16 protein-coding genes are annotated in these 17,633 nt (G+C 52.3%); 3 read left to right on the top strand and 13 right to left on the bottom strand.

What is annotated here, in order from left to right:
• Nucleotides 1-78: 78 nt before the first annotated feature.
• From GSF01_RS15005 to GSF01_RS14945, 13 genes are all read right to left on the bottom strand, one after another.
• Nucleotides 79-330 carry a DUF1146 family protein gene (locus tag GSF01_RS15005; RefSeq protein ID WP_159885383.1) on the bottom strand — a complete coding sequence of 84 codons (252 nt, stop codon included), beginning with the start codon at nucleotides 328-330 and terminating at the stop codon, nucleotides 79-81.
• 154 nt (nucleotides 331-484) lie between these two features.
• The gene (locus tag GSF01_RS15000; protein ID WP_235941521.1) at nucleotides 485-2,992 is read right to left on the bottom strand and encodes a S8 family serine peptidase; all 2,508 of its coding nucleotides are present in this window, start codon (nucleotides 2,990-2,992) and stop codon (nucleotides 485-487) included.
• Nucleotides 2,993-3,315: 323 nt separating this feature from the next.
• Nucleotides 3,316-4,833: an NADH-quinone oxidoreductase subunit N gene (locus GSF01_RS14995; RefSeq protein ID WP_159885547.1), complete on the bottom strand. Its 1,518-nt coding sequence runs from the start codon at nucleotides 4,831-4,833 to the stop codon at nucleotides 3,316-3,318.
• Between the two features lie 13 nt (nucleotides 4,834-4,846).
• Nucleotides 4,847-6,466, bottom strand: a complete 1,620-nt coding sequence (locus GSF01_RS14990; RefSeq protein ID WP_159885381.1) for a complex I subunit 4 family protein — start codon at nucleotides 6,464-6,466, stop codon at nucleotides 4,847-4,849.
• Nucleotides 6,459-8,351, bottom strand: coding sequence for an NADH-quinone oxidoreductase subunit L (gene nuoL / locus GSF01_RS14985; RefSeq protein WP_159885379.1), 1,893 nt, complete (start codon nucleotides 8,349-8,351; stop codon nucleotides 6,459-6,461). The genes GSF01_RS14990 and nuoL overlap by 8 nt, the downstream gene beginning before the upstream one ends.
• A 99-nt stretch (nucleotides 8,352-8,450) precedes the next feature.
• Nucleotides 8,451-8,768 (bottom strand): NADH-quinone oxidoreductase subunit NuoK, encoded by a 318-nt coding sequence (gene nuoK, locus GSF01_RS14980; protein WP_159885377.1) that lies wholly within the window; start codon nucleotides 8,766-8,768, stop codon nucleotides 8,451-8,453.
• Between the two features lies 1 nt (nucleotide 8,769).
• Nucleotides 8,770-9,297 (bottom strand): NADH-quinone oxidoreductase subunit J, encoded by a 528-nt coding sequence (locus tag GSF01_RS14975; protein ID WP_159885375.1) that lies wholly within the window; start codon nucleotides 9,295-9,297, stop codon nucleotides 8,770-8,772.
• Nucleotides 9,297-9,740, bottom strand: coding sequence for an NADH-quinone oxidoreductase subunit NuoI (nuoI, locus tag GSF01_RS14970; RefSeq protein WP_159885373.1), 444 nt, complete (start codon nucleotides 9,738-9,740; stop codon nucleotides 9,297-9,299). The genes GSF01_RS14975 and nuoI overlap by 1 nt, the downstream gene beginning before the upstream one ends.
• Nucleotides 9,741-9,782: 42 nt before the next feature.
• Nucleotides 9,783-10,790, bottom strand: a complete 1,008-nt coding sequence (gene nuoH / locus GSF01_RS14965) for an NADH-quinone oxidoreductase subunit NuoH (RefSeq protein ID WP_159885371.1) — start codon at nucleotides 10,788-10,790, stop codon at nucleotides 9,783-9,785.
• Nucleotides 10,790-11,893, bottom strand: coding sequence for an NADH-quinone oxidoreductase subunit D (locus GSF01_RS14960; protein ID WP_159885369.1), 1,104 nt, complete (start codon nucleotides 11,891-11,893; stop codon nucleotides 10,790-10,792). Before GSF01_RS14960 ends, nuoH begins: the two co-directional genes overlap by 1 nt.
• Before the next feature lie 3 nt (nucleotides 11,894-11,896).
• The gene (locus tag GSF01_RS14955; protein ID WP_159885367.1) at nucleotides 11,897-12,676 is read right to left on the bottom strand and encodes an NADH-quinone oxidoreductase subunit C; all 780 of its coding nucleotides are present in this window, start codon (nucleotides 12,674-12,676) and stop codon (nucleotides 11,897-11,899) included.
• On the bottom strand, nucleotides 12,673-13,191 hold the full coding sequence (locus GSF01_RS14950; protein ID WP_159885365.1) for a NuoB/complex I 20 kDa subunit family protein: 519 nt from the start codon (nucleotides 13,189-13,191) through the stop codon (nucleotides 12,673-12,675). Before GSF01_RS14950 ends, GSF01_RS14955 begins: the two co-directional genes overlap by 4 nt.
• Nucleotides 13,176-13,541: an NADH-quinone oxidoreductase subunit A gene (locus GSF01_RS14945; protein ID WP_159885363.1), complete on the bottom strand. Its 366-nt coding sequence runs from the start codon at nucleotides 13,539-13,541 to the stop codon at nucleotides 13,176-13,178. The genes GSF01_RS14950 and GSF01_RS14945 overlap by 16 nt, the downstream gene beginning before the upstream one ends.
• 399 nt (nucleotides 13,542-13,940) lie before the next feature.
• On the opposite strand from GSF01_RS14945, the gene GSF01_RS14940 reads away from it, so the two are divergent.
• From GSF01_RS14940 to GSF01_RS14930, 3 genes are read left to right on the top strand one after another with little or no spacing between them, the layout of a single operon-like run.
• The gene (locus tag GSF01_RS14940) at nucleotides 13,941-14,684 is read left to right on the top strand and encodes a hypothetical protein (protein ID WP_159885361.1); all 744 of its coding nucleotides are present in this window, start codon (nucleotides 13,941-13,943) and stop codon (nucleotides 14,682-14,684) included.
• Between the two features lie 14 nt (nucleotides 14,685-14,698).
• Complete coding sequence (locus tag GSF01_RS14935; protein ID WP_159885359.1) at nucleotides 14,699-16,387, top strand: vWA domain-containing protein; 1,689 nt, start codon at nucleotides 14,699-14,701, stop codon at nucleotides 16,385-16,387.
• Between the two features lie 24 nt (nucleotides 16,388-16,411).
• Entirely contained in the window at nucleotides 16,412-17,551 is a 1,140-nt protein-coding gene (locus tag GSF01_RS14930; protein ID WP_159885357.1) for a toxic anion resistance protein, read from the top strand.
• The last annotated feature ends 82 nt before the right edge of the window (nucleotides 17,552-17,633 follow it).

The following is a 17,633-nucleotide window of genomic DNA, read 5'->3' as shown; positions in this document are numbered from 1 at the left end:
AGCACGCCTATTTTCATAACGGTTGTACTATCCATTGTTGACAGGATTCCCCTCAGTTATTCGGGATCAAGCTCATTGTTAGAAGATTCCGGAGAACCAGGTCGACCAGGCCAAGTAATCGATAATGAAACGCGCTACCTGATAACCGAGAGCAATGGAAATCAGGATTTGCAGTAATTTGGCTTGCGGGCTTCTCGGCCTCCGAAACAAGCTCTCCCACTTCAGCTCCTGCAGGGCCCACCAGGAAAACCCGATAAAGACAAGAACCAGCACAATGTTCAGAACGCCTTTCATACCGAGCGAAGCGTTCACTTGATCCACATACTCCATAAGTTTATCCTGCTTCCCCTCTTATTCCAATCGGCTATGCTGACTGGGTAATCAGCCGGCCGGGAAACCGCTGTCTTATTATGCATCTTTACCCTGCGGTCCGCCCGGTTAATCGGTCTTTAGGAACTAAATTTTTCTGAAAGCCATCCTCCGCCTACGAAAGCGCCTGGGCTAACAGGCGGACAAACTCAGCCCGGGTAGCCTGCTGATCGGGACGGAACGAGCCATCATTATAGCCTCCGATCAGTCCTTCAGCCTTCATCTGCTTTAACAGTCCCGCTCCCCAATAGTTCTCGTCAATATCCGTAAAAGGAAGCTGCCCCCGAAGCTTGCCGGTCTTGTTCATACTGCGGGCCAGCATAGCCGTCATCTCCATGCGGGTGACCGGCTGGTCCGGAGCAAACGTGCGGTCGGGATAGCCGTCGACGATACCGGCCTGCGCTGCTTTGGCAATGTAGGAATAAGCCCAGTGCGTAGAATTCAGATCGGAATATGCCAAGGTGCGCTGTTTCTCCCAGCCGAAGGCCCGGGACAGCACGGCTGTAGCCTCCGCACGGGTTATCGGACGGTCAGGCTGGAACGTATAGTTGTCATATCCGTCAATAATCCGTTTCCCGGATAATTCCAGGATCGATTGGACCGCCCAGTGGTTTCGGATATCCGTATATCCTCCTGTAAGAGGCTTGGCATCCACCTCCAACTGGTACATTCGGTTATTGAACGTCTGGTTGGACGATAGCTTCAGATAGTAAGTTCCCGGCGAGAAGCGGCCCGACAAGTTCTGAGCATCCTCATAGGCGCCATTCATGGAGCTCGCTATCGATTTTAGCGTGCCGTCATAGAGCGTCATATATATACTGACCGGCGAAGGAATATCCTTGAGACCGATCTGCACATAGCTTTCCTCGGCTATTCGGAACTGGTACCAGTCCGTATCGCCTACCCGGTCCAGCAACCCGTTATAAGGCGTATTGAGCGACATGAACGTAGCCTGATAGGAACGGTCATTGGGTTCATTGGGATCGATCAGCCTGGCATCATAATCAATGCGCAGCGTATACTCCCCGACAATCGGATTCTCATACTCCTTGACGTTGGAGACGCGGAAGTAATAGCTTCCCGGGAAAACCTCGGGAATCTCGTAGCTCTCCGGCTCCCCATCATCTCCATTGTCGATCGTGATTGATTTCTCGGCTTGCCGCTGCACCAGCAGTACAGGATCGATCCGGGCCGTATCGACCGACAGCGAAAGCTTCAGCGATCCCGATTGTTCCACGGGGAACTCAAACCAATCCATATCACGATATTGATGGAAGGTTCCTTTAATCGTCTGGCTGCGGGCCGGCAGTACAAAAGCCTTGTATTGCTTATCATTATCCTCGAAAGGATCGCGATAGATTTCGAAAAAAGTCGTGAGCTGATAAGGCACGGCTCCGGAATGATTGCGGTCTTTAAGCTGCAGTTGGAAATAGCTGCGGCCCTTAGTCACTTTAAAAGGAATGGTCTGTCCATTCTGAACGGATTTGCTGACAAGCACACCCGAGGCATCCGTATGCTGAACGTTCACCGTTTGTCCCGCATCGATATCGAACGTCAGATTGATCGTTCCATCATAGGGAGCATCCGTCCTAAACCAGTCGACATCCGTACCTCCCTCGAATGAAGCCGCTACTCTTTTGCTTGGGGAAATCGGGGCCGCTTGATCCTTGCGATCATTGGGCTCATACATGTCGTCCCGATAAGGCTCCTTCAATAAACGGTCCACACGTAAAAGCCCATACCCGGTGGACGTATCCCACCCCTTCGTACCCAGATCCTCTGCCGTTTGGCGAATCCACTGCCTAATCTGGTATGCCTTCAGATCAGGCCGCTGGCCCCATGCGAGAGCAGCTGCAGCGGCTACCTGAGGAGCTGCCATCGAGGTGCCGTCCTTGGCCTCATAGGAATCTCCGATTGCCGTAGTGAACACATTCCACGGAGCCACGACGTCAATTTCCATGCCCGTATTGGATCTGCTGTCCACTTTACCATTCGGACCAACGCCGCCAACAGCGAGCACCGTCGGATACGCCGCCGGATATTTGACACTGTTGCCCTCGTTGCCGGTCGCTGCTACGAGCAATACATCCCTCTCTTCCGCATATCGGATAATATCGCTGAGATAGGCTGAATATTTATTCAAGCCGAGCGAAAGAACGACGATACGCGCCCCGTGGTCGACGGCATAGCGAATCGCTTCGCCGAGCATCTGCTCGTCTCCGGAGCCATCCGCTTTCAAGGCTTTGATCGGCATCATTCTCGCGTTCCACAACATGCCGGCGATTCCACGGTCGTTGTTGCCCATGGCGCCGATCACGCCGGCCACATTCGTCCCGTGTCCGTTATCATCCTCAGGAGGAAGCGACGGGGCAAGCAGGTTGACCCCCTTCACCAAATTCCCCTTCAAGTCAGAGTGGGACAACTGAACTCCCGTATCCACGATGGCAATGATCATGCCTGTATTGCCTTGAGAAACGTCCCAGGCTTCATTCATATGAATAAGTTGTAGATTCGTCTGCTTCGTGTAGAACGGATCATCCGCATCCGCGGCGTACACCGCCCCGCAGCATATCAGGAATAGTGCCAGACCTGTGAACGATGCGAACATGTTACGTTTCAGCATTCGAGTATTCATCGCCATCAAAACCCTTTTTCCTGAATTCTCCCTGCCCATAACTCCATTATCCCATTCTAAGCTTTATAGCAAGTGGCTGCAACTGGAATCTTTTTTCGAAAACGCTTCATTTTGAATTCGTCAATCTCTTTCTGTTTTCGGAGATTTTCGGGATGGATTTTGGCCCCAACCGCCGGCATTATGTTAACTCCTTAACCCGGTAAGAGGAGGATGCCGCAGGCTGTCCGCTCTGAGTGTAGACCGGCAGTGTCAACTAAAATAACCCGTCGCCAGCCCCAAGGGACCGGCAACGGGTTTTCGCATAAGCTTGATTAACCGAACATAAACAAATCTTGGCTGAGCGAAAAGATCCGCTCCAGGTACGCAAGCACGCCCTGCGGATAAAGGCCCAGCAGGACCCCTATGCCGGCGCACAGCCATACCGTGATGCTGAGAGGAAGCGTAGGACGGAGAGGCCCGGCTTCATCGTCACTGCGCATAAACATTTGGCGGATCAGTCCGAAGTAATAATAGAAGGACACGACACTCGTCACGATCATAATCGCACCCAGCCAGTAGTGCTGGGTTTGCATCGTACCGAGCATGATATACAGCTTGCCGAAGAAACCGCCGGATATCGGCAAGCCCGCCAAGGACAAGACAAGCAGCACGGTCGCTATGGCGAGGCCGGGAGCACGGTAATACAGCCCGGCGAAAGCCTTCAGCTCTTGCCCGCCCGTCGACCGCTCGACAATCATCAGCATAGCGAAAATGCCCACATTCATAAACAGATACGCAATCAGATAAAAGGTGAACTCGGCAAAGTTCGAAAAGTGCACGATCGTAAACTGAATGGCGATCGGAACAAGCAGATAACCGGTGTTGGCAATCCCGGAGTAAGCCAGGAGCCTTTTCATATTCGTCTGACGCAGCGCCGTGAAGTTGCCGACGATCATCGCCGCAGCCGCTACGACCATCAAGGCCGTGAGAAAATCATCATGAATGGCCGTGCCCATAATGCCTGGCGAAGCGAATACCGTGTACATGACACGGAACAGAATAGCGAATGCAGCCGCCTTCGATACGACGGCCAGAAAGGCGGTCACCTGCGTAGGCGCCCCCTGATATACATCAGGCGCCCAGGTATGGAATGGCGATGCCGCCACCTTGAAGCCGAACCCGGCCAGGATCAGGAAGAAGCTCAAGTAAATCATCGGCTGCATCCCGTCTCCGCTCTGCTCCAGCATAGCGGAGATTTGCGGAATGATCGTAGTCCCTGTCATGCCGTAAAGGAAGGACATCCCATATAGAATTAATGCCGAGGACATGCCGCCAAGCACAAGATACTTGAACGCTCCTTCGTTGGATTGCAGCCGCTTCTTTCGCATCGCGACCAGAATATAGGAGGTGATGCTGAGCAGCTCCAGTCCGACAAACAACGTGATCAGGTCGCCGGACGACGCCATGATCATACCGCCCAGGGTAGCCGGCAGAAGCAGATAATAAAACTCGCCGACATGCGGGATTTCCTCCTCGTTCACCGATCCGATGCTCATGAAGGTTATAAGTCCCGCCCCCGCCAGCAGAATCAGCTTAAGAACACTGGCGAAATCATCAATGCGGTAGCTGAATTCAAGCAGCTGCTTTGGCTCTACCGGATTCAATTGATACAGAACTACAAACATGGCCGAAACAGCGAGGCTGACCAGGGACAGCCACCCTAGCCATGCGCGGCTGCTCTGGCGCGGCAGCAGCAGGTCCAGCAGCGACAGAATGACGGCAGCGGCAACCAGTGTGAGTTCCGGTGCAAGCAGTCCAAGATCGTGGAATTGCAGACGTATTGGTTCCATTGATGCCACCGGTCTAACCCCCCATCTTCGTTACGCTGCGAATGAATTGATCAAACCCGCTGACCGTCTGATGCAGCGGCTCGGTCAGAATGCTTGGGTAGACCCCAAGCACGATGATAAAAGCAGCCAGTGTAATCATCGGCACCGCTTCGATAAACCGTGCGTCCCGCATCGCGGGCAGCTCACTGCGCAGCGGCCCGTATGTGATGCCGAGCACCCCCCGCAGTACGTATACCGCGGCCAGTATAATTCCGAGCGCTCCTACGGCCGTCACGATCTTATGCGATTCGAACAAGCCTACGAAAGCGAGAAACTCGCTGACGAATCCAGATAAGCCGGGCAGCCCAAGCGAAGCCATGCCTGCGAGCAGCAGGATGCCGGATATGAACGGAATCGACTTGGCCAGGCCTCCAAGCTCTTCGAGCCGGGTCGTATGCGTCCGCTCATAGATACTGCCTACGATCAAGAACAGCAAGGCCGAGATCAGGCCGTGCGATACCAGCTGGAACACCGCTCCCTCCAGGCCGATCGTGTTGAAGGCCGCAATCCCCAGAAGTACGATGCCCATATGGCTGATACTGGAATAAGCCAGAACAAGCTTGAATTCCTTCTGGACGAAGGCCAATATCGCACCGTACAAAATGTTGATCACACCGAGCACGGCAAGCACGGTCGCCCAGCCGACCGCCTGCTGGGGAAACAGCAGGATGCCGAAGCGAATCAAGCCATAAGCTCCCATTTTCAGCAAAATACCGGAGTGAATCATGACCACGGAAGGCGGCGCCTCCGTATGAACCTTCAGCATCCACGTATGGAAGGGGAACAGCGGCAGCTTGATCCCGAAGGCCACCAGCAGCATGATGAACAGTACCCATTTCATCGTTGCGCTTAAGAAAAACACATTGCCTTCCTCGTTTTGATTCACATAGGAATCCACACTTTGAAACAGATTTTCGGTGATGACATTCAGATCGCCCGTGTAATGAATCGTTACCGCATTGCCGACCACAGTTTGCGTGAAGCCCGCGGTGCTGACCAGTATCAGGAAGGCGATCAGCATAATCGCCGACCCGAGCCCGTTATAGATCAAGAACTTGTTCGCCGCACGCTCGCGGTCCATATATCCCCAGATCCCGATAAGGAAAAACATCGGCACAAGGGTGACTTCGAAGAAGACGAAGAACAGAAACAGGTCCTGGGCCATAAACACGCCGAACATTCCGACTTCAAGCAGTAAAAACCAGATAAAGTACGATTTCCAACGTTTTTTAATGTAGACCGAAGCAAGAGCGGCCATCGTAGCTACAAGCGCCGTCAGAAACACCAGCGGCAGCGACAAGCCGTCTACCGCCAGAGCGTACTTAAACTCCACGAAGAACGAGGTCTGGCTGAGTACCTGCGTTTCCCGGTCAAGCGGGATGGAGATCCAGGGGACGGACTCCTTGAACTGCATGCCCGCGACATTCGAATTGAACTGAGCATACAGCCACACCGACAATCCAAGAGGGATCAGCGTGGTGAGAATCGCAGTCGTCTTAATCCACTGTCCCTGTGACTTTGGCAGAAACATCAGCACAAGCACGCCGAGCAGCGGCGAGAATGTAATGAGCGATAGAATCGGAATCTTATCCAAGGCTGATGAACCTCCTTCCCGCGATAGCCAGCATCAGAATGAGCAAGCCGATCAGCGTAGCCAGACCATACGTCTGCACCTGCCCATTTTGCAAGCGGGAACCGAGGCGTCCCACGCCTGTCACAGCGTAAGACGATAACCGTACCACACCGTCCACGACATAGACGTCAAACAGATGAAGCACCTGCCCGATCGATTGCAGCGAACGCACCCATACGGCCTGGTACAGCTCATCGATATAATATTTGCGGTTCAGCAGCCTGTACAGCCATGGAGCTGAGGCTACGAAGCCCTCCGCAGAAATCGTCCGCTTCACGTAGACCATATATCCGGCCCCGATACCCAGCAACCCTACGAGCGTCGAGAGTACCATCACCAGCACCGATGCATGCTCCGCCTCTTCATGACCGGTCAGCCAAGTTCCAAGCCACGGGCTGAACGGAGTAAAGACGAAGCCGGCCACGACAGCCAATACAGCCAGCACGATAAGCGGCATTGTCATAGAGCCTGGAGATTCATGAACCTTCCCTTGATGCTCGCCCCGCGGCTTGCCGAAGAACACCAGGAAGTACAGACGGGACATATAGAATGCCGTAAAAAATGCTGCGATAAGCCCGACGAGCATCAAGCCGTAATGGCCCGTATTGTAAGCCTCCGTCAGGATGGCGTCCTTGGACCAGAAGCCGGACAGCGGCACGATCCCGCTGAGCGCAAGCGCTCCGATCGCAAACGTCCAGGCCGTGATCTTCATCTTACTGCCGACGCCGCCCATCTCGTGGATGTTCTGCGTATGTACGGCATGAATGACGCTGCCCGCTCCAAGGAAGAGCAAAGCCTTGAAGAACGCATGCGTGAATAAATGAAAGATGCCCGCGGTATAAGCGGCCGTCGTCCCGATGCCGAGCGCCATCATCATGTAGCCCAGTTGGCTGACGGTCGAGTAGGCCAGAATACGTTTAATATCGTTCTGGGCCGTCCCGATCGTCGCAGCGAAGAGCGCTGTGACCGCACCGACAACGGCTACTACGGTTAATGCGGCAGGGGCCGCCGTAAAGATATCAAAGGTGCGGGCGACCAAATACACGCCTGCGGCGACCATGGTAGCGGCATGGATCAACGCACTGATCGGCGTCGGTCCTTCCATCGCATCCGGCAGCCAGGTATGAAGCGGGAACTGGCCGGATTTACCCATCGCGCCTATGAAAATCAAAATGGCGATCCAGGTAGCCATTTCCTCGGAAATTTTACCGCCCTCGAATGCATTGCTGATCGATGTAAAATCAAGCGCATGATCGGGCATCACCCAGAACAACAACAGGATGCCGATGAAAAGTCCTACGTCACCGACACGCGTGACGATGAACGCTTTTTTCGCCGCGGCGCGTGCCTCGGGCTTGAAATACCAGAACCCGACGAGCAGGAACGAGCACACGCCGACCAGCTCCCAAAATATGTACAGCTGCACCAGATTCACGGAGATGACAAGCCCGAGCATCGAGAACGTAAACAGCGCGATATAAGCGAAGAACACGTTGATCCGTTCATCTCCATGCATATAGCCCTTGGAATAAATATTGACGAGCAGGCTGATGAGTGTCACGATCACCAGCATCAAAGCATTCAAGTTCGTAACCTCAAAGCCCATTTTCAGCGTGAAGTCGCCAAGCTTCAGCCACTGCATATTGTTCCATGTATAATCTTCCGTGCCTCCGCCGATTCGCTCCCAAAAGATCAGGATGGCGAGCAGGAAAGAAACGAACCCGGCCGCTATGCTGATATAAGCGCCCGCTTCCCGTAACGAGCGTCCCGCCGCCGTTAAAATCAAAAACGACAGCAGCGGGAACAACGGGATGAGCCAAGCGTATTGCGAGAAAGCCGATACCATGAGCTTAAATCCTCCTCTACGCGAATGCCGGGAGCCAGCGCCGTCTCCAGCCCGGTATGACCGGGATCTGGCGAAAGCCCGCTCGACCGCAGCACTTCGCTATCGCTTCATCGAATCCATGTCTCCGACATCCGTTGTTCCCTTGTTCCGATAAAAGGCGATCAGTATAGCGATACCTAACGCGACCTCGGCCGCAGCAACCGTAATATTGAACAAGGAGAAAATTTGTCCCGTTAGCCCGGGCTGCAAGCCGAATCTGGAGAATGCCACCAAATTCAAGTTTACGGCATTCAGCATCAGCTCGATGGACAACAGCACGATAACCGCGCTTTTCTTGGAAAGGGCGCCATACATGCCGATGCAAAACAGAATCGCCGCGAGCGTCAAGTATGGAGTTGCAAGTCCTCCGGCTCCCATGCTAATCCTCCTCCCGTTTCGCTACGATAATGGCGCCGATGAAAGCGACTGTGAGCAGCACCGACATCAGCTCAAAAGGAATCACATATTGGCCGAAGAGCAGCTTGCCAATCTCCAGCGTGTTATCCTCGATCTTGGGGTATTCCCCGGTCGGCAGCTCCGTTTTCTGAATGACGTAGAAGATGATGCCGAACAGGCCGGCCGCGCCTACAAACAACAAACCGTTATGCCAAGGACGCTTCGGCTCCTCTTCGTCGCTCTGATGATGCTTAGTCATCATAATGCCGAAGATCATCAGAATGGAAATAGCCCCGGCGTAGATCAGAATCTGCACCACAGCGACGAACTCCGCCTGCAGCACAATGTACAGGCCCGCCAGACTGATAAAGGTCAGCGCCAAAGCGAGTACCATATGGACAACCTGCGTGTAGCTGATCATAAATATAGCTCCGCCTATGGCCAGCAGGGCGCACACGAAGAATACGAGATTTTCGCCGCTGGATAGAAATGAGACAATATTCGAGAGCATTACTTGGCACCGCCTTTCGGCATAGCCGAGTTGTTCTCTTTGCGTACATTCGAGTTGTTGTCATTCAACCATTCGAGGTTTTTGAACAGATCATCGCGGCTGTACGTGCTCAGCTCGAAGTTGCTCGTCATGACGATCGCCTCCGTCGGGCAAACCTCCGTACACAGATCGCAAAGAATACAGATCTCGAAATTGATGTCGTAGGTATCGATGACCTTTCCTTTTTTCTCCGGGTCCGGATTAGGCTTGCCTACAAGCGTGATGCACTCCGTCGGGCAAATTCTCGCACATTGGTTGCAGACGATGCATTTCTCCGGGTCAAAGTGCTGTATGCCTCGGAACCGGTCCGGCAGCTCCAGCGGTACATCTGGATATGCATACGTGATTTTCTTGGCTGTTAAGCTTTTGAGCGTTACGCCAAGTCCCTTCACGATACCTTTCATTTCGTTCACCCTTTCGTCGTAGGCATGCGGAGGCCGCAATCCTTACATGACAATGGCCATATAGATTGCCGTAACAAAAATATTAACCAAAGCAAGCGGCAGCAGCACTCTCCAGCCCAGTCCCATCAACTGATCCACGCGGACGCGAGGCAAGGTTCCCCTTATCCAGATCAGCACGAATACGATCAGCGAGAATTTCAACAGGAACCAGACGATTCCCGGGATAAAGCTAAGAAACGCAAACGGCGCATGCCAGCCTCCAAGGAATAATGTCGTCGTTAAGCCTGAGATGGCGAACACATACACATACTCCGCCAGCATGAAGAAGGCAAAGCGGAAACCGCTATATTCGACGTGATAGCCCGCGACCAGCTCCGACTCCGCCTCCGGCAAGTCAAAGGGCGTACGATTCAGCTCCGATACGGCCGCTATGGCGAATACGACAAAGCCGATAATCTGCGGCAAAAAGTTCCAGTGCCAGAAGCCTCCGCCCTGCGCCTCGACGATCCGGTTTAAATTCATGCTGCCGGTCATCATGACGACGCCGACGACGGAGATCACGAGCGGAATCTCATAACTGATCATCTGTGCAGCGGAACGCATCCCCCCGAGCAGCGCGTACTTATTATTGGAGGCCCATCCTCCCAGCACAACGCCGATGGTGGAAATTCCGGACAAGGCCACATAGTACAGAACGCCGACATTCATGTCGCTGCTGATGAGATTGCTTGTATAAGGAATGACCGCCGTAACAAGGAAAGCAGGGATAAACGTAATAATCGGCGCCAGAATAAATAATCCGCGATCCGCTTTGCGCGGAATGGTATCTTCTTTAATCAGCAGCTTGAACACGTCGGCTACCGTCTGCAGCAGACCAAGCGGCCCCGTCCGGTTCGGTCCGATCCGGAGCTGCATCCAGCCGAGCACCTTACGCTCGAAGTAAATCGCGTAGGTCACGAAGCCCAGAATAATGAGCAGCAGCACTACCGCCCAAGCGAAAAAAATCGCGACGCTGGTAAGCGACAGCGGCTGATGTAAAAGTTCGGACATCAGCAATCGACCTCCCCGACGACAATATCAATGCCTCCGAGTATCGTGATCAGGTTGGTCATCGTCTCCCCGACCAGCAACTTCGGCAGAATCTGCAGGTTGACAAATGAAGGTCTGCGGAATTTCAAGCGGTACGGCTTGTCTTTCCCTTTGGATATAATATGGCAGCCGATTTCGCCTCGCGGCGATTCGATAGCCACATATACCTCTCCCTCCGCCGGGCGGATTACCCGAGGCACCTTACCCATAATTTCTCCGTCACCCGGGAATTGCTCGACCGCCTGCTCGAGAATGCGAAGCGATTGCCGGACCTCCTCCATCCGAAGCAGATACCGCGCATAGCAGTCGCCCCCATCAAGGACGGGCACCTCGAAGTCGAACCGGTCATACAGACTGTATGGCTGGTCCTTGCGCAGATCCCAGTTTACGCCTGTACACCTCAGATTGGCTCCGCTGAGTCCATAAGCGATCGCTGTCTCGGCATCGTACTTGCCTACCCCTTTGATCCGCGCCAGGAAAATTTCATTGCCGCTAACGAGCCTTTCGTATTCCTCCAGCTTGTTTCTCATATAAGGAACGAATTCGCGTACCTTCTGAATCCACCCTTCGGGGGCATCCCATTTCACACCGCCCACACGCATGTAATTATAGGTGAGCCGGGCGCCGCAAAGCTCGTTGAACAGGTCGATAATGATCTCCCGGTCCCGGAATGCGTAGAGAAAGGGGCTCATTGCGCCAATATCCAGCAGATAGGTACCCCACCATACGAGATGACTGGCTACCCGCTGCAGCTCCATCACGATCAGCCTTAAATATTCGGCCCGCTCGGGTATTTCCAGCTGCATCAGCTTCTCGACCGCATGGACCAGCACATAGTTGTTGGTCATCGCTGACACATAGTCCATCCGGTCCGTATAAGGAATAATCTGCGTATAAGTCAGATTCTCGGCCAGCTTCTCCGTTCCCCGGTGCAAGTATCCCATTACCGGGATAGCTTCCTTGATGACTTCGCCGTCGAGCTTGACGATAATGCGGAATACGCCGTGCGTACTCGGATGCTGCGGTCCTACGTTCAAAAGCAATTCTTCCGTTCTAATGGCCAAATCCTACACCTCCGGGTCGAGCGGCTCGTAATCTTTGCGCAGCGGATGTCCTACCCAGTCGTCTGCCATCATAATGCGGCGCAAGTCGGGATGTCCCGGAAAATCGATACCGAATAAATCGTATATTTCCCGCTCATTCCAGTTGGCCGTCGGCCAAACGGATGTGACGGATGGAACGGACGGCGCTTCGCGGTCCGTCTTGACCCTAACGCCATATTCGCGTTTAGATTCCAGCGAGATCAGATGGTAGACAACTTCCATATGCGTCTCCATATCAACGCCGGACACATTCCGCAGATAGTTTAGCCGAAGCTCGGGATGCGTCTTGAGCATCTCGGCCGCAGCAGGCCAGGCCTCCGGGCTAAGGACCAGAAAAGGAATATGTCCGCCCTTTTCGTTGATATAGGCCTCTTGAATAACCTCGCCCGGTATTTCCTGCAGCAGCGCTACAAGCCGATCCAGCAAGGGCTGGCTGGGCGACGGCTCCTTCGGAGCTTCCGCTTCCGCTTCCGCGGCCTCCGCCTCGGCCGCACGCTCTTTGGCACGGGCGGCACGCGCCTCGGCAGCCGCCTTGGCCTTCGCTTCCTTCTCCTCGTCGGACGGAGCAGGTACCGCTGCAGCCGCTTCCGGAGCATTGGCCTCGCCCGGCTCCAGCTTCACGGAAGCGCCCTTGTCCGGCTCGGCCGGGGCCCCTGCTTCCTTCTTGGAGCCTGTATCGGGCGTTTGTGTATCGTCAGGTGCAGCCGCACCCGCGGTTTTGTCCAGCTTCGGATCATCGGTCATGGATTGGTCACCTGCTTACCGGTTTTCGCTTCATATCGGATTTTCTCCTGCAGCTTGTTAATGCCGTAGATCAGAGCCGCAGGATTGGGAGGACAGCCCGGAATGTAAACATCCACCGGTACGATCTGGTCGACTCCCTTCACGACGGCGTATGATTTCACATACGGACCGCCGGCGGTGGCACAGGAACCCATAGCGATCACCCATTTGGGCTCGGGCATCTGCTCATACAGACGGCGCAGCAGCGGAGCCATCTTCTTGGTAACCGTACCTGCGACAATCATGACGTCCGACTGCCGCGGAGACGTACGGAAGATAACTCCGAACCGGTCAAGGTCATAGTGCGATCCGCCCGTACCCATCATTTCGATCGCGCAACAGGCCAGGCCGAAGGTAAGCGGCCATAGGGAGTTGCTTCTCGCCCAAGCCTTGATCTGTTCCAAGGTGGTCATAAACACCGTGCGTTCCATTTCCTGGCGTTCTTCCGGCGTGATATTCTCTAGATTGAGGTCCACTTCAGCACCTTCTTCTTCCAGGCATACAGTAAGCCTATGATCAGCAGCGTTATGAATATACACATCTCCACAAGCGCAAACAAGCCTAGTTGCTTGTATGCAACGGCCCATGGATACAAGAACACCGTTTCTACATCGAAAATAACAAACATCAGCGCAAACAGGTAATACCGGATGTTAAAGCGAACTTGTCCTTCTCCCACCGGTTCGTTACCGCTTTCATAAGTCGTATATTTTTCTTCGACCGGTTTGTGCGGACGCAACCACCGCCCGATTGTAAGCGCTGCAATTGGAAGCAACACCGCCAAGAAGAGAAAAATCGTTACGACTACGTAGTTGTTCATGTACATCGCGAACGAACCGCCTCCTTATGTAACATTGTTGGACGTACCCCGTGTCTCAAACTGCTTTGAAATCCATGCTTTTTCAATAGTTTTCATGAAGAATGCTTCGTACACGCCATTCCAATTATAACAAAAGGCCTAAGGAGTGTCTAACCTTTTCCGCCCGCAATTTGCTTTTGGAAAACGCTTAACTTTTCGGCGTGCAGAGCTCGGTAGGTTGGAATTGCAACCAATCCCTTACATTAGCGTAAAGTAAGCGTAAAGCAGCCGGGTACCTTGTATAGAAGAGGCTAGACAGGAAGCTCAATAAAAGAAATGGCATATATTTAGGAAAATAAATGGAGCTTCAGGGTCATTCTCTGTTAAAATTAGCCTGGTACAGCATTCGTAGAGGAGGTGTAGCTTTTGAATGGCTCGAATGCCTTAAAGCTTGTTGGACTTATTGCGGGGGTGGTCCTCCTTAATATTATGATGTTGTCCCCAGGAATAGTAGGGCTAGACATCGGAGGGGACAGCGCACTTGAAACGGCTGCAGGCGTAACCTTATTGTTCATAAGTCTCCTTGTACTGCTTTACGGCAGTTATGCTCTTCTGTTCAAGCCTCCTGCCGTGACGCCAGTAAAAAATCTGAAGACCCATGAAGACTATGTTGAGGCGCTGCATCGTTTCCGGCATGTCAACGCCTTGAAGAAGGATGTCCGGCTGGCTCTCGACCAGCTAGATCGCATCGAAAAGAAGAAAGGCACGCTGCTGGATGTCCTTAGTCAAAGATTTGATCCGACGGAGCTCAGCTACAAGAAGTTCGTTACGGTTATTCTTGAAGTCGAAAAGCTGTTTTACCTGAATATCAGGAGCACCCTCAATAAGCTGAACGTTTTTGACGCCTCGGAATTCGAAGCGTTCACCCATCAGCAAAAATCGGCTCCATTTCCCAACAAGCTTATGCAGGAAAAGGCGGGTCTGTACAAGGAGTATTTAGACTATGTGACCGGGTATTTGGCTGCCAATGAAGAAATCCTGCTGAAGCTAGACAAGTTGGTGTTGGAAATATCTCTATTAAGCAGCTCCGATTATAAGGATGTCGAGGAGATGCCCTGCATGAAGGAAATCGATTCCTTGATCAAGCAAACGAAATATTATAAGCAATGAGAGGGAGGATGAGGATGGCTAGCAAAGGAAAAGCGTTTGGTATATTGGGGGCAATTGCCGTCATCGTTTTTGTTCTTGTGTATGCGGGAATCAGTCTGACATCCAACTTAGGGAAAACCCAGACCCAGGTAACGCTGGAGGATGCGACCAAGCAGCTGGATAAACTGTACCAGGACATATCGGTTACGACGGCCAAACCAATCAAGGGACAGATCGACCTCGACCCGGTGAATGTCGGCGAATCGTTGCCTGATATTTCTAAGTTTCCTATATCGGTACCCAATACAACGGAAAATTTCGTAGAAATTTTTTCTTCCACAGAAAAATCAGGAACGGGGATTGACGGATGGTTGAATGAGGTAGCGAATGATTTCAATAAGTCCAATATCGTCCTGAACGGGAAGCCGGTTTCCGTCAAGATCCGTAATATCGCTTCGGGAACGGCTACCGATTACATAAGGTCGGGCAAATATGTACCGGATGCTTTCACCCCTTCCAACGAGCTATGGGGCGAGATGGTTAAGGCACAAGGGGTTCGGACTGAGCTTGTCTCCAAGCGTCTGGTCGGTAATGTCGCCGGTATTATCTCCTCCAAGACAAAATACGATGAGCTGGTAGCTAAGTACGGGTCTTTAAACGTTAAGACGGTTACAGATGCTATTGCCAATAATGAACTGGCTATGGGATATACCGATCCTTTCGCAAGCTCTACGGGTCTAAACTTTCTAGTGACTGCCCTTGGAACGTTTGACAGCTCGAATCTGCTTGGAGATAAAGCGGTTCAAGGTTTTGAAAAGTTCCAGACGAACGTTCCCTTTATTGCGTCTACCACGATCCAGATGCGTGATGCCGCCAAGTCCGGTATGCTCGACGGGTTTGTTCTGGAATACCAAACGTACATCAACGCTCCTGACCTAAAGACGGGATATGTATTTACCCCATTCGGCGTAAGGCATGACAGCCCGCTGTACGCTTTGGGCGACTTGCCCCAAGCTAAGCTGGACATTATTAAGAAATTTTCGGAATTTGTTGAACAGGAGAAGTATCAAAAAATCGCACAGGAAAAAGGCTTCAACAGTCTGAATGAGTACAAATCCGAAGTCGCTGTCGTTGAGGGCAATCTCCTATCGTCCGCGCAGAAGCTATGGAAAGAGAAGAAAAACGCAAATAAACCAATTGCCGCGGTGTTTGTAGCCGATGTATCCGGCAGCATGGCGGGCGAGCCCTTGAATCGGTTGAAGGAATCCCTTCTCAAGGGACAGAAGTTTTTAGGGAAAGAAAACAGTATAGGCTTTGTCTCGTATTCCAGTAAAGTAGCTATCAATCTCCCCATCGGGAAATACGATACGAATCAGCAGTCGATGTTTGTCGGGGCCGTAAACAGCCTTCAAGCCAATGGAGGGACCGCTACCTTCGACGGCATCGTGGTCGCTATGAAGATGCTTCAAGACGAGCTGGCTCTTAATCCCGATGTGAAGCCGCTGATCTTTGTTCTAAGCGATGGAGAGACGAATGAAGGACATTCGCTTAAGGATATCAAGGGGTTGGTTGAATCCTTCAAGATTCCTATCTATACGATAGGCTATAACGCAAATATCAAGGCGCTTGAAAGCATATCAAGTATTAATGAGGCCGCTAACATCAACGCAGACACGGACGATGTGGTGTATAAAATAGGTAATCTGCTTAACGTTCAAATGTAACTTTAATCCAAGAGGAGGGTTACCATGTCTTTTACAATGGAAATCGTAAGCCCCGAGCAGCTTAAAACGGCGATCGAGGAGCAGGTTAAGCCAGTACCCGAGGAGGTTGCTCAGCTCAAGGAGCTAGCCCTGACCAATGTCTCGACTATATTGGAGTTAGATATCGATTCGTTAGAAAAACGCAAAGAGATCCTGCAGTCCATGGATCGCTTCGGCATGAGCACGATGACATCCTCCGCGGAGAAAAACTCTCTCTTGCAAGTTTCCGTAGGGAATTTATCCAAGACCGGCGATGAAGGCGGCCAGGTGGCTAAGGGCTTGACTGAATTGCATCTCCAGCTGAAGGATCTGGACCCGAGTGTCGTGGACTTTGCCAAAAGCGGTATTCTAGGCAAGTTCTTTAACCCCTTGCGCAGTTACTTTGCCAAGTACCAAAAGGCGGATGCTGTTATTGCGGATATCATCATGTCGCTGGACAAGGGCAAGTCCATCCTGAAGAATGACAACACCACGCTGGAGTTTGAACAACACGCGCTGAGGGAGCTAACTAAAAAGCTACAGAAGGAGATCCAGCTTGGCGTGCTGATGGATGAAGAGATTGAGTCGCGTCTGGAAGCAGCCAAATTACGCCAAGAGCCCGAGGAAAAGATCCGGTTCATTACGGAAGAAGTGTTGTTTCCGCTGCGCCAGCGTGTGATGGATCTGCAACAAATGTTAGTGGTCAATCAGCAAGGAATCATGGCCATCGAGGTCGTTATACGAAATAACAAAGAGCTGATCCGAGGAGTAGACCGGGCAAGGAATGTTACGGTTTCTGCGCTAAAAATCTCGGTTACGGTGGCTAGTGCGCTCTATAATCAAAGCATCGTCCTCAAGAAGATTGAGCTGCTCAACCAAACTACGGATAATCTGATAAGCAGCACGTCCAAAATGCTCAAAAACCAAGGCGCCGCGATTCAAAAGCAATCCCTCGAAACGAGTATTTCCGTAGACACGTTAAAACAAGCATTTACAGACGTGCTTTCGGCCCTCGATTCCATTAGCACGTATAAGCAGGAGGCGCTCCCTCGGATGCGTGAAACGATTAACCAATTTAGAGAACTGGCGGATGACGGGGAACAACAGATTCAACGTTTGGAGAAAGGCAAGAAGCTTGGCTTGTAGTCAAGAACTGATAGGTCAAGGGTGCGCGAACAGGCGCACTCTTTTTTCTATGAATTCCGTGGCATGAAACGCAAAAAACGAG

Source organism: Paenibacillus puerhi (assembly GCF_009846885.1).
GTDB lineage: Bacteria > Bacillota > Bacilli > Paenibacillales > NBRC-103111 > Paenibacillus_G > Paenibacillus_G puerhi.
The sequence above is the reverse complement of the archived record's forward strand: the minus strand, read 5'-3'. Positions and strand labels throughout refer to the sequence as shown.